The sequence below is a fragment of the Aquisalimonas sp. APHAB1-3 genome, assembly GCF_048323695.1.
Lineage (GTDB): Bacteria > Pseudomonadota > Gammaproteobacteria > Nitrococcales > Aquisalimonadaceae > Aquisalimonas.
This window is the reverse complement of record NZ_JBLWFT010000015.1, coordinates 1-12,202: the sequence shown is the minus strand read 5'-3', so window position 1 is coordinate 12,202 and position 12,202 is coordinate 1. Positions and strand designations below refer to the sequence as shown.

Below are 12,202 nucleotides of genomic sequence, written 5' to 3'. Positions count from 1 at the left end.
GTGTTGGTGGACCTGAAGGTCCACCGTACGCCGGTCTGGTTGCCGAGGCCCCTGTACGGTGGACGTTTACGTCCACCACCCCGGTTTCACTCATTCATATCCTTCAACGCCCCCTTCAGCCAGTCCAGCGCGCCAGGGGTTTGTTCCCACACCGGTCGCACGGCTTCGCGGTGGTGCCAGGCCTGTTCTTCGCTGCCCACGGTGAAGTGGGCGTCTTCGGCGCCCTTGGGGCGGCGGACGCGTGCGCGGGCGAGGTAGTCGGCGGCGAGCGGGTGGTTGTGAATCGCTTCATGCAGGGCGGCGTCGGCGTCGTGACCACCGTCGAGGCGGTACAGGGCGAGTGCGCGGGCGAAGGCGATTTCAGGGAGGTGGTCATTGGGGTATCGCGCCGTCACGTTGACGACGCGGGTGTCGGTGCCCGCGTGGAGGGCGTCGACGACCATGGGGCCGCGGATGCCGTGGTTGTCGTCGGGGTTGAGCGCCAGCAGTTGATCACCCTGGAGACGGGCGTCGATTGTGCGCCCTTCATCAAGCAGGTGGTTCCAGCGGCGCACCAGAGTTCGCAGCACCGGGCGGTTGCGCAGGTCGATCCAGGGCAGATGGGGGCCAGGTTCAGGGCCCGCATGTGTGGCGGCTGAGACGATCGCGTAGACCCGATCCATCAGCGGCGCCGCGACGGTTGTCTCGAAGCTGGTGGCGCCGCTCATGGGGTGGTGCCCGAGGATGGTGAGCAGGTCGTCGATGATCTCGATGCTGTCGAGCGCGCCGGAGTGGGTTTCGAGGAAACCGAGCCACTTGTCGGCGGTGTCGGGCGCCCACGGGTCCCAGGTGTCGTCCATGGGCTGGGGCTGTGTCGAGAACGGTTTCGGGGCGTCGATGGACTGCCGCCAGGCGTCGGTGGTGGCACGGACGGGCTCCGGGGCGGTCAGGGTGGCCGAGTTTGCGTCCGGGTCAGGAGCGGCGGCGTCGCCCTCTTCCAGGCGATGTTCCACGGAGGCGACGAGCTCTTCGATCTGGTCTTCGGGCGCGCCCATCTGCCGGAGCGTGGCGCGCAGGCCGTCGCGATCCAGTGGCTCGTCGCCGGCCGCCTCGGCGGGCCCCTCCTCATCGTCTTGCGTGAGGGTGTATTCCGGGGCCGGCCGGCCCTGTATGCGGTCCACGATGGTCAGCAGCCTGTCGATCTCCGGGTCGCTCTCGGCGACGGAGTCCGTCATGGCCCTGGCCGGATCGGTCTCGGCCTGCCGCAGCAAGGGAATGGGGTGCTGGTCTTCGGCGTAGCCCTTGCGCAGCAGGCGCCGGCGCCAGAAGCCGGCCCGCTCCCGGGCCAGATCGGTTTCGCCGGCATCCGTCCATATGACGACTTCCAGTGAGGCCAGGCCGGGATCGTCGGGCGTGTCGCGCTGTGCCTTCTGGAGTGCGGCGGTGGCGGCGTCGAGCTGGCGGCGGTCGGCGTAGATGCCGGCGAGCCGGGCCCAGGCGGCGCCGCGCAGGTGGGAGGCGCCGGGCTGGTTCGCGATAGCATCCAGCAGGCGCTCCTTCTTGCGCCCGAACCCGAGGGTGTCGTAGCAGTCGCACAGGAACCATAGCGCCATGCTGGCGGTGGTGTTGGTGGGCACATGGCCCTGCGCGGGGTCGAATACCGGCTCCAGGAGGGCCACGGCCTTTTTCGGGTAGCCGTCGTCGTTGAGGTCGTTTGCGGCGGCCAGGAGCACGCTGAGGTTGGCCCGGCCCTCGGCGGCCAGGGCCTGCAGGCGTTTCACGGGCAGCTCTCTGCGACGAGCCCGGCCATCATGTCCGGGTCGAACAGGCCTTCGGGCAGGCTCGGGGCGTTGGCACAGCATTTCTTGAACTTGCGCCCGGAGCCGCACAGGCAGGGGTCGTTGCGGCCGGGCTCGGGCAGTGGCTGCGGGCGCAGGTGGTTGCCCGGCAGCGGCATGACGTTCCAGACGGCACGGCCGATGTGCACGGCCATGGCCTGCCGCATTTCGGCCTGGTCAGGCCCCTGGAACTCCGCCGCCATGTAGTCACCAAGGGTGCTCTGGATCCATTGCATGAAGTGGCCAGGGTCTTCGTGCCGCAGGGCTTCGCGCACGGCGTCGGCGAGCAGGGATTCGACGTCGAGGGGAGCGTTGTCGGGCAGCATGGTTGACCTTCCGAAGTGTTATGGATGGCTCATTTTGGCAGAGATGGTGGGGGATTTGGTGGTGGTTGGTGGACCTGAAGGTCCACCCTACGCGTGGCTACACGTTCCGTAGGGGGGACGTTTACGTCCACCATCGTTGCTCAAAGGTGTGGTGTACGGAGCCCAGGGAGGCGTTCGTTCTCGATCCCCATCCGTTCGGCGGCGAAATCACGTAGGCGCGTGTATGTATCGAACAGCATGTCGCAATATTCGCCGGCCAGGATGAGATCGGCCGCGAACTCTTCTGGGTTTTCCATGTACTCGTGCACGAGCCGATTACGGAGCGCTCGCGCTTCCAACCATCGCTCAACGTCTTCCAGCACGCCCAAGCGCTCTGCTCGATTGAGCACTTCGATGTGCGTTCCCGGCTCCTCAGCCTGCGCGGCCAGCCAGCGCGGAAAGAGTTTACCGCCGATCGTGTCCTGCATGCGGCCAAACCGCGAAACAAAGGCTTCCAATCTTTCCGCCAGTTCTGGTTGGTTCTCCAGAGAACGCACCCATTCAGCGTTGATGTTCTCGCCGAACACACGGGACTGGCTGTACGCGAGGTGTTGTGCTTCTTGAGCAACAATCATCAACGTTGCGAGAAACCGGTCCGTGGGCATGGTCTGCGCGCGGTTCATACCAACTCTCCCGTTCGCAATGCTTCCGTGTATATCGGGGTGGGCGGGGTCTGCGGATCGATAACGAGCACATCAATGCGCTGATCGCCCAGGCGACGCTGCAGACGCGCGGTCAGTTGGAGCGATTTCCTGCGCGTATCCTCCGTAACGCGGGGCAGGCGCACGAGCAGGTCGATATCGCCACCCCGCACGGAATCAATAACGCGGGAGCCAAAAATCAGCACTTCGGCATCCGGGCCGAACACTTCCTGTGTTGTGCGCCGTATGATCTCTCTCGCTTGATCGCTCAACCGCATTGGGTATGACTCCGGAAACGTGCTCGGCTGAGGGTCAAGGATAGCATTTCGGTGGTTGTGGCGGATTGATGGTGGACCTGAAGGTCCACCGCAAGGATGGCGTGTGTGCTATGGGAATGAGCCCGGATCCATGCGCTGGTGCGGAATGCCGATAATGTCGATTCCCTGCGCGGTGCACATGTAGAAGATGAGATGTCTGCCGTGCGGGTAACAATAGTATCCGGCAGCCACATCCTCCCGTGCTTGGCCCAACGCCGGATTGCCTGCTAGCCAGCCGAAGCGTGTCTCAAGTGCCTTGAGATACCGGGTCCGTTGATCTCGCCCCCATTCTGCCTCGGTGTACCTAGCGATGTCGTAGAGGTCCGCCTCAGCGCGTCGTGTTATCCGGTACGTCCCTGCCATCCCTGTCCAGCTTCCTGATCAGTTCATCCATTGAAAAATCATCGACAACTTCGCCCGCACGAGCCTGGCACTCACCCATCCCCAAGTGGGCACGAAGTGCTTCCATCTTGACCTGCCGCTCTTCAAGCTCCCTCAGGGCATCACGCACAACCTCGCTGGCCGAGTTGTATCGGCCGGAGGCCACTTCATTTCTGATGAAGGCTTCCCAGTGGGAGCCAAGGGTCAGACTGGTATTCGCCATATCGAGCCTCATAATATTCAGAAGCATTCATAATGAATACACCAGCGATGCAGCAAGCGTCAACGCACGCGGCCCGGTACCGTGCGCCGGTTGATCCCTCTCGCGTTGGGCGAGCATCCGGGGGAGCCGCAGATATAAGGATGGTGGACCTGAAGGTCCACCCTACCGGGGTGCGGGGTGGTCGAGCATGGCGACGATGCTGCGCGCGAAGGCTTTGAAGTCCGCCAGGCCTTCGTGAGTGATCGTGTGGACGATATTCCAGTCGATCGCCTGATAGCTGTGCACGGCCACATTGCGAAAACCTACGGCTGCTCGCATGCGGTCGCGCAGCGCCGGCTCAATAATGCCTTCGGCGCAGAGCAGATCGAATGTCTCGCCCATGGTCTGCGGAGCGGGCTGCCTGGTATCCGACACCACGTGTGCCGCCATATCCACGCACAATTGAACAGCACGGGTGAGGTTGACGCTGAGGATGTCCTGGCGATCGAGATCGTGATAGAGCGCATCGGCCGACTGCACGCGCCGGTCCTCGATACGCTTTATGCACTGACGCAGGGCCTCGAGCTTTTCCGCAACGATTACTGCATCCATGCGTCGCGTCGCTCCTTCAGGATACGTTGGCGGTAAGGCAGGAAATCTTCCGTATCAACAAGCAGGCGTGAGACCAGGCTGTCGTAAGCGCGGCGGTCGTGGCAGACGAGGCGCAGACCGTGACGAAGCACTTCCCGGAGTATGGGAACACCCGCGCTGCGCAAGTCGACCAAGTCAACTGGCCGCCCCATGAGCTGTCCGAGATCGTGGATCAACAGACGGCGGCGGTCCGCTGTGAGCGGTTTCGGGCAGAGCACGGCAATGTCGAGGTCACTGTCCGTTGTGGCTGAGCCTTTTACCAGTGACCCGAAGGCGATGGCCACGAGCACGTCGTCGTCCTCAGCGAGGCGCTCGCGGACGGGCTCCAGTTCCGGATGCGGTGTGTTCGTGGTCATTGGTGGAGTTTAGCAGTGCCTTTGGTGGACCTGAAGGTCCACCCTACGGCTAGTGGCGGGCCTACCGATCCTCATGCAGCCGGCCTTCGACATACTTGTGGAGGATACTGGCCACAAGCGTTTGGTAGGGGATACCCTCGGCCAGCGCCTTCTTCTGGAGCCCCCTGAGATCCCTGGACGAAAGCCTGATATTAATACGGGCATCTTTCTTGAACATCGCTTCGGCGTATTGTTGATGCCGCGCTTTCCTATCCTCAACGTCTGACGCTCGCTGCAGCTCTCCTGCATCGAATGCATCCAGAATTTCCTGCTCTTCTTTATCCAACCTGCTCATTTCGGGCCTCCCACGTAGGTTTTGCTCGCTTTCCGGCTCGGGATGATCGTCTTCAGAAAAATCTCATCCTCTGACTCCACAAAGGGCACCAGGTACGCATACCCCTCTATCTCGATCACATGGATTTGTTGGCCCGGATACCGCTCCTGATTCGGATGCTCGAACGTATCCAGGATACCTCCGATCGACATGTGCAGAACCACATCCTCAAACGAGATGTTCCTTTCCTCTTGGAGAAGCTTGTTCTTCGCTGGGTTCCATGTGATGGCTTTCATGGGGGCGAAGTGTAGCACATTGTGTGCTCTTTGTACTCAACCACGAGCAGGTGGATGGATGGTGGACCTGAAGGTCCCCCTACGAGGCTGGTGGCAGGCATGGGATGGTGGACGTGAACGTCCACCCTACGGTTCGGGTGCCCCGTTCCGACGTAGGGGGGACGTTTACGTCCACCATGGATTCGGTGGGCGTGGTGGCCGTTACGACCCCTTCGCGACGTCTTTCGCCATGGTGGTGACGTTGCTTTTGCCGGCCGCGCCTTCGGAGCCTGGCTGGCTGCCGGTGGCGGTTGGGTCCGGTGCGTTGTCCAGGGCGTCCAGATCCAGTTTGTGGGCCAGCGCCGCCAGCGCCGTTCGGCGGTCACCCAAGGCGTAGGCGATTTCTTCCAGGACGGCGTCGTCGACTTTGGGGAATTGTTTACGCAGGAACGCGTCCAGCGCCTCGGCAACGCTGAGATCCTTGTCGCGTGCGTCGGCATCCGCTTTTCTCTCGAACATCATCTGCTTTGGGTCCTTATCCGATACGTAGAGCGCCTTGACCGCCATGGGAACCTCGTCTTGGTCGGGTGTGATTTGGTGTATATATTTACAGTATCATTGTTATTGGGGGTGGTGCCATGGGTTGGATTTTTTGTGGTGGACCTGAAGGTCCACCCTACGCCAAACCGGTTGCCGAGGCCTCCGTAGATACTCCGTTTCCGGTCAAGTTTTCTGATGGTGTTGTGGTCCGAAGAGTTTGGCTGAGTCAAAGGGCTGATCGGTTTTCATGCAGGCCCAGAGTCCGGTGAGGTATTTCCGCATCACGGCGCAGATGGCCTGGATTTTCTTCTTCCCTCGCGCGAGCAGTGCGTTGTAGAAGGCGCGCGCGTTTGGGTCATGGCGGATGGCTGCCATGGCGGGCATGTAGAGTGCGGCGCGCAGGTAGGCGTTGCCGGCTTTGCTGAGCCGGGCTGGGCGTTGGACGCTGGTGCCTGACTGGCACAGCCGCACATCGAGCCCGGCATGGCGGCTGACCTGCGGCGCTTTGAGGTGTTGAGGCAGCACACAGAGCTCACCGAGCAGCGCTAGGGCAGAGGCGGTGCCGATCCCCTTGGCGGCCGAGAGGTGTTGCATGTGGCGAGCGAGCGCTGGGTCGGCGGCGTCGATGAGCTCCTCGGCGGCGGTGCGCAGACGCTCGATGCGCTGCTCGAGGGCGGTGACTCCCTGCTGCTCATCGTCGATGAGCAAGCGCGGTGTCGCGCGCTTGGCCTGCAGGGCGTGGAGGCGGTTTTTGGCTTGTGTGCGTGCGCCGATGAGACGGTTGATCTGGCGGGCGATGTCTCGCAGCTGCAGTCGCTTGTCATTGGGAGGCGCCCATAGCGCCGGCTGCATGCGCTCGGCGAATTCGGCCAGGAGTGCGGCATCGACGGCATCGGTCTTGGTGGCGTTGAGCTTCAGAGCCGCAAAGTGGTGGAAGCTCTTCGGGTTGATCACCGCCACCGGCAGCCCCGCGTCAGCCAGCGCCACCGCCACGTCGAGGTAGTACACGCCCGTGGCTTCCAGCACGACCCGCTGCGGGTGATGGCTCTGTACATACCCCACCAGCGCCTCGTGCCCCTGGGGGGTTTGCTGAAAGGTTTTGGCGGGCGTGTGGCCGCCGTTACGGCGCACCACCACCTCAACCGACCGTGCCCCGATGTCGATCCCGATGTGGCTGCTCATCGTCTTCACCTCCGCTCACCAATAGGCCACACTGGTTACCGGCTCCCCGACCTCGCATTTGTTGCTGCCTCGACCTTGTGATGCGAAGTCCGGCACTTGTCGGCTTCTGGATACTCCTCGAGGTGAGCAATGAGGCGGGGGCCGATCTACGAACGAAGTCGGACAGCGCCGCTTCAAGGGTGGAACGGCCTCCCGGTAACCTTCTCAAACCATTAGCGTCTGAGCAGCAACATACAAGGGTGGACGTTCACGTCCACCATCATTGCTCATGGGTGCGGTGCTCAACATTGCCAGAAACCGCTCCGTGGGCATGACCTGCGCGCGGTTCATACCAACTCTCCCGTTCGCAATGCTTCCATGTATTCGGTGGATCATGCGTCGCGTCGCTCTTTGAGGATACGTTGGCGGTAAGGCAGGAAATCTTCCGTATCGACAAGCAGGCGTGAGACCAGGCTGTCGTATGCGCGGCGGTCGCTGACGAACTCGGAAAGTTTCGGTGCATCAAGATGCACCTGGGGTTGAGATCTATCAGCGGCGTACGGGTATCAGGCCCTCTTCCTGACACCACTCTTCCAGGGCGCCCTTCAGGATCCGGTCCTCGTACTGGTTCCAGGCGGTCAGGAGATCCCTCTCGTCCAGAAGCCCCCGGAACCGCCGGAAGGCACCCTTGCGGGCGAAATACCGCTCGACTTCCTCCACGTCGTCGTCGGACAGATGCTGGTACGCGAAGCGCAGGGCCAGGGGTTTCCCGGTGAGCATGAGATCGCTTTTCTCCGGGACAGCGATGTAGTCGTCGGAGTCGTCGGCCTCTTCCAAGCTGGGCCAGGCTTCGCCTCGGACGTCATCATCCATTGCTTCACCGTACCAGCCGATTTCGCCGGTCGCGCGATGAACGAACGCGGCGGCGTCGAAGGCAACACGGTTACTGACGTATTCGACAGAGGATGCAAGGTCGTCGAGATCGACTTCCGTCATCATGATCCCCACTCATTGCTTCAAGCTACTTGCCTCGTATCGTAGAGACCGAACGTGATTTGGAGCAATGGCGCAACCCTGTGCACTGGACTTCGCGACTGACGTCGCTCCTACAGCACCGCCGACTTCCCCATCACACCGTAGGAGCGGCGCAAGCCGCGATCATCCCCCTAGTGTAGGAGCGACGTCAGTCGCGATTATCCCCGGGCGCGGCGGCGTTGCGGGAGTCGGCCGTGTGCACGGTGATGTCGCGCCCCGCTTCCGTTGCCCATTGCTCGATTCTGGCTTTGAGGGCGCGCTGCGCATGCGGCTCGCCGTGGACCAGGTGAATGGTGTGCGGCGGGCGACGCATGCGGCGGACGAAGCGCAGGAGGTCGTCCTGGCCGGCGTGGGCGGAGTAGCCGCTGATGGTGTCCACGCGGGCGTGGATGGTGTGGCGTTCGCCGTCGAGGTCGACCCAGCCGCCGGCGGGGCCGTATTGCTGGATGGCGCGGCCGGGGGTGCCGGCGGCCTGGTAGCCCACGAACAGCACGCAGTGGCGCTCGTCGCCCAGCATGCGCTTGAGGTAGTTCACCACGCGTCCGCCGGCGGCCATGCCGCTGGCGGCGATGACCACCGCCGGGCGGCCGGTGCGGGCGAGGTAATCCACGGTCTGCAGGTGTTCATCGTGGTCGTCGACGGTGTAGAGGTTGTCGAACGCGAGCGGATGGCGGCCGGCGCGCAGGCGTTTGTGGGCCTCGGCGTCCCAATAGCGTTTGAGGTCACGGTAGACGGCGGTGAAGCGCGCTGCCAGCGGTGAGTCGACGATGATCTCCAGATTACGCCAGTCGGTGCCGTCGCTGCGCACCGGGGCGTTGTGAATGAGCCCTTCCAGCTCGTAGAGCAGCTCCTGGGTGCGGCCGATGCTGAAGGCGGGGATGATGACCGTGCCGCGGTTCACCAGCGCGCGGTCGATGGCGGCCTTGAGGCGCTGACGCCGGTTGCGGCGGTTTTCGTGGCGGCGGTCGCCGTAGGTACTCTCCAGCACCAGGCGGTCGGCGCGGTACGGGGGCTGCGGCGCCGGCAACAGCGGTGCGTAGGGCGCGCCCAGGTCTCCGGAGAAGACGATGCGCTCATCGGTACCGGCGTTGTGGTCGACTATTTCCACTTCCACGTAGGCGGAGCCGAGGATGTGCCCGGCGCGCTGGAGGCGGACTCGCACGGTATGACCGGCGTCGTCCAGCACGGTGTGCCAGGCATTGTAGTCGATGGCGACGAGGCGCTCGCCCACCACGCTCAGGAACTGCTGGATCATGCGCTCGTCGCGGGTGAAGCCGATTTTCAGGGCGTCTTCGATGACCAGCGGCAACAGCCGCGCGGAGGGCACGGAACAGATGATCGGCCCGCGGTAGCCGGCAGCGAGCAGGTACGGCAGCCGTCCGATGTGATCGATATGCACGTGGGTGACGATCATGGCGAGCAGGTCGTCCACCGGGAAGGTGACCTGGTGCTGCTCCAGGGTGTCGTCGTCCAACGCGTCTTCGCCCTGAAACAGGCCGCAATCGATGAGCAGCGCCTGCTCCGGGGTGATCTGCAGACGGTGACAGCTTCCGGTGACGCCGTCGGCGGCGCCGTGGTGGGTGATGGCTGGGCGATCCATGTCGCAAATACTCTTTTATGGCGCAGACGGCTTGGACTCAAAAATCAGGTGCAACGGATTTTGAGAACGCATGAAGCTCTTCGTTCATGGCCTCTTCGGGTGTTTTCCAGCCGAGCGTTTTGCGGGGGCGCTGTTTGAGCAGCCGCGCAATGTCGTTGAGCTGGGTCTGGCTGGCTTCGCTGAGATCTGCACCTTTGGGCAGGAACTGGCGCAGCAGGCCATTGGTGTTCTCGTTGCTGCCGCGCTGCCAAGGCGCGTGCGGATCGGCGAACCAGATATCGAGTTTCAGGCGTCGATCCAGTTCGGCATGACAGGCCATCTCGCTGCCCCGGTCGTAGGTCATGCTCTGGCGCAGGATCGCGGGCAGATAGCCCATCTGTCTGGAAAAGCCCTCCAGGGCGGCGTCAGCCGTGGTTCCGTTCATTGCGCTGAGCACCACGAAGCGTGTCTTGCGCTCGACGACGGTGCCCACCGCCGAGCGGTTGTACGCGCCCTTGATAAAGTCGCCTTCCCAGTGGCCGGGCAGCAGGCGCTGCTCGATCTCCTCGGGCCGATGGCGGATGCGCAGCGACTCCGGAACCATAGAGCCGCCCGCCGGCGTTGTTCGCCGCTGGCCTCTTTGGCTCTTGGCTCGACGCAGGGCATCGATCATCGCCTTGCGCAGCGTCCCTTTCGGGTGGGCATAGATGGCCGCGTAAATGGCCTCGTGGCTGACGTGCTTGTCGGGATCATCGGGGTGCATGGTTCTGAGTCTGCCGGCGATCTGCTCCGGAGACCAAGCTCTGTGGATCAACCGATCACGCACCCAACCGTGAAGCCATGTGCCGTCCACCAATTTCTGGCCCCGCCCGCAGCGGCTGCGCCGTGCCCTTTACGCCCGCGAAGCGTGCGTCGGGCAATACGCGCCTGTGGCTGGCGAGTGCCCGCGCCGCAGTTCACGACTCACAGTCGCCGGACTACGGCCGATGCGACGGGCAATGTCCCGGATGCGTGTCTCTCGCTGGCGCTCACAAAAGATCACGGCGCGCTCTTCAGGGGTTCAGGGATAAGGAATGCCGTGCACGCACACGTCCAGGGGCCCGCTCCCTGATTGCATCGAGAAGGTCTCTACAGGAACACATTTGGGAGGGCCTGATTTACAAAAGGGGTCCGCAGCTTTTTACAAACGGGGTTCGCGCGAAATGACGGAGGGGGTACCGTTACAACACGGTGCAGATTTTTGTTACAGGCCGGTGCAGATTTTTGTTACAGGCCGATACTTTTGCTCGCCCCCTAATTGCCTTGATGAGGTTTCCGTAGAAACACATCGCAACCCGCCCGGCTGATGGGCTCGCGCTCAATGAGCATCTCCATGAAAGCCATTCTGGCTATGGCTCTGTGGGTGCAATCCCCTGAGCGAGGTGACGTCTTTTCGACGTCATGATGACGTCCCTGCATTGCGCTTCACCGCAGATACGTCCTCTAAGGAGTGAGTGCATGCGGCCCCACGTCCACCCCCTCTCTCGTCAACAACGACGACAACCACGCCAAGAGGCGTTGACGGCTGGTTCAGGCCGCTCCGGACCGACGCAACTCATTGGAACTCCGCCTTTATCGGCTCGTTGGCTACAAATACGGATCCATCCTGGACCAGCACTGGATTGACAGGCGCTCTCGAAAACCCGGCCTAAAGCTCCGCCACCACCCACCAGGGAGAACGCGCACTCGACCCGTGCGGCGTAACGGGGAATGGCATCTGCTGAGCGAAGCATAGTGACGCCTATGAGACGTCACTATGACATCGACTCGATCTGACTGACGTCTATGTGACGTCGATGTGACGTCAAAGTGACGACGGAAAGACGTCACATAGACGCCCTTCACGCCCCAGTGTCGAAAGACGTCTATGTGACGTCACCAAGAGGATTCGGCCTAGCCAGGATCCGTGCATGCCGGGCGCGCCGGCATAGACCGTGGTCCCGGCAAGGGCCGCGTTCATAAGGGGCGCTGGACATAAGCCGCAGGCAAAAAAAGACCCGGCGAGGCCGGGTCAAAACCTGTCCTTCAACGGTATGGGAGCGCGAGAAGGACAGTACGGGCGGAGGGATGATGGCCTCACATACGCGAGGCTGCCAGCGTGGTTTCGTTCTCATCGTCCTGATCCGGGGCGAAGGGGTCATGTGCCTCTCCCATGGCCTCATCGGCATCCGGCATGCCGGCTGTTGCTTCATCGCCGCTGCTCGCGTCCTGTGGGGCCATCATCCCTCCGGTCTGGATAAGCGAGGGGAGAGTCTCCTCGAGCCGGTACGGGAGCGTTGTCATGCGACTGTTGCCTCGCTCCCGATGAATCGCCTGGGCGAGCACCCGCTTCTCGCCGATCATGATGCCCCGCTCCTTGATGCGGGTGATGCCCGTGTACACGTTCGAGCGGTCCAGACTAAAGTAAGCGCCCGGTGATGACCGTCTTGCAGTAAGGGGTTGGGGTGTTCAGCGGTTGATTTCGTCGGTGAACTCGCCGTGTTCCATTGCCGCCTCGATGGCCGCGTCAAGCCGCAGGAGGGTCTCAGCG

15 protein-coding genes and 1 pseudogene are annotated in these 12,202 nt (G+C 62.8%); all 16 read right to left on the bottom strand.

All coding sequences use genetic code 11. The features are described from left to right. Positions 1-86 precede the first annotated feature (86 nt). The 16 genes and pseudogenes from ACNSTU_RS15800 to ACNSTU_RS15725 all read right to left on the bottom strand — a co-directional run bounded on the left by ACNSTU_RS15800 (position 87) and on the right by ACNSTU_RS15725 (position 12,054). Entirely contained in the window at positions 87-1,760 is a 1,674-nt protein-coding gene (locus tag ACNSTU_RS15800; RefSeq protein WP_418212636.1) for a hypothetical protein, read from the bottom strand. Next, on the bottom strand, positions 1,757-2,143 hold the full coding sequence (locus tag ACNSTU_RS15795; protein WP_418212635.1) for an SEC-C metal-binding domain-containing protein: 387 nt from the start codon (positions 2,141-2,143) through the stop codon (positions 1,757-1,759). The genes ACNSTU_RS15800 and ACNSTU_RS15795 overlap by 4 nt, the downstream gene beginning before the upstream one ends. A gap of 140 nt (positions 2,144-2,283) precedes the next feature. After that, the gene (locus ACNSTU_RS15790; protein ID WP_418212634.1) at positions 2,284-2,805 is read right to left on the bottom strand and encodes a hypothetical protein; all 522 of its coding nucleotides are present in this window, start codon (positions 2,803-2,805) and stop codon (positions 2,284-2,286) included. Further along, positions 2,802-3,101, bottom strand: a complete 300-nt coding sequence (locus ACNSTU_RS15785) for a nucleotidyltransferase domain-containing protein (RefSeq protein ID WP_418212633.1) — start codon at positions 3,099-3,101, stop codon at positions 2,802-2,804. The genes ACNSTU_RS15790 and ACNSTU_RS15785 overlap by 4 nt, the downstream gene beginning before the upstream one ends. Before the next feature lie 108 nt (positions 3,102-3,209). Further along, positions 3,210-3,503 carry a type II toxin-antitoxin system RelE/ParE family toxin gene (locus tag ACNSTU_RS15780; protein ID WP_418212632.1) on the bottom strand — a complete coding sequence of 98 codons (294 nt, stop codon included), beginning with the start codon at positions 3,501-3,503 and terminating at the stop codon, positions 3,210-3,212. Beyond that, on the bottom strand, positions 3,469-3,744 hold the full coding sequence (locus ACNSTU_RS15775; protein WP_418212631.1) for a type II toxin-antitoxin system ParD family antitoxin: 276 nt from the start codon (positions 3,742-3,744) through the stop codon (positions 3,469-3,471). Before ACNSTU_RS15775 ends, ACNSTU_RS15780 begins: the two co-directional genes overlap by 35 nt. 162 nt (positions 3,745-3,906) lie before the next feature. After that, positions 3,907-4,335, bottom strand: a complete 429-nt coding sequence (hepT, locus tag ACNSTU_RS15770) for a type VII toxin-antitoxin system HepT family RNase toxin (RefSeq protein WP_418212630.1) — start codon at positions 4,333-4,335, stop codon at positions 3,907-3,909. Next, a complete protein-coding gene (gene mntA / locus ACNSTU_RS15765; protein WP_418212629.1) occupies positions 4,323-4,730 on the bottom strand; it encodes a type VII toxin-antitoxin system MntA family adenylyltransferase antitoxin in 408 nt (135 codons plus the stop codon). Before mntA ends, hepT begins: the two co-directional genes overlap by 13 nt. Positions 4,731-4,791: 61 nt before the next feature. Beyond that, complete coding sequence (locus ACNSTU_RS15760; RefSeq protein WP_418212628.1) at positions 4,792-5,064, bottom strand: CopG family antitoxin; 273 nt, start codon at positions 5,062-5,064, stop codon at positions 4,792-4,794. Beyond that, on the bottom strand, positions 5,061-5,357 hold the full coding sequence (locus tag ACNSTU_RS15755; RefSeq protein ID WP_418212627.1) for a BrnT family toxin: 297 nt from the start codon (positions 5,355-5,357) through the stop codon (positions 5,061-5,063). The genes ACNSTU_RS15760 and ACNSTU_RS15755 overlap by 4 nt, the downstream gene beginning before the upstream one ends. 183 nt (positions 5,358-5,540) lie before the next feature. Then, positions 5,541-5,885, bottom strand: a complete 345-nt coding sequence (locus ACNSTU_RS15750; RefSeq protein ID WP_418212626.1) for a YebG family protein — start codon at positions 5,883-5,885, stop codon at positions 5,541-5,543. Between the two features lie 156 nt (positions 5,886-6,041). Beyond that, on the bottom strand, positions 6,042-7,040 hold the full coding sequence (locus ACNSTU_RS15745) for an IS110 family transposase (protein WP_418212625.1): 999 nt from the start codon (positions 7,038-7,040) through the stop codon (positions 6,042-6,044). A 528-nt stretch (positions 7,041-7,568) separates the two neighbouring features. Beyond that, positions 7,569-8,018, bottom strand: a complete 450-nt coding sequence (locus tag ACNSTU_RS15740; RefSeq protein ID WP_418212624.1) for a hypothetical protein — start codon at positions 8,016-8,018, stop codon at positions 7,569-7,571. 184 nt (positions 8,019-8,202) lie between these two features. Then, entirely contained in the window at positions 8,203-9,654 is a 1,452-nt protein-coding gene (locus tag ACNSTU_RS15735) for an MBL fold metallo-hydrolase RNA specificity domain-containing protein (RefSeq protein WP_418212623.1), read from the bottom strand. 37 nt (positions 9,655-9,691) lie between these two features. Continuing rightward, positions 9,692-10,687 (bottom strand): annotated as a pseudogene (locus tag ACNSTU_RS15730) (IS30 family transposase); the annotation flags it as partial. A gap of 1,061 nt (positions 10,688-11,748) precedes the next feature. Further along, positions 11,749-12,054 carry a hypothetical protein gene (locus ACNSTU_RS15725; protein ID WP_418212622.1) on the bottom strand — a complete coding sequence of 102 codons (306 nt, stop codon included), beginning with the start codon at positions 12,052-12,054 and terminating at the stop codon, positions 11,749-11,751. Between the last annotated feature and the right edge of the window lie 148 nt (positions 12,055-12,202).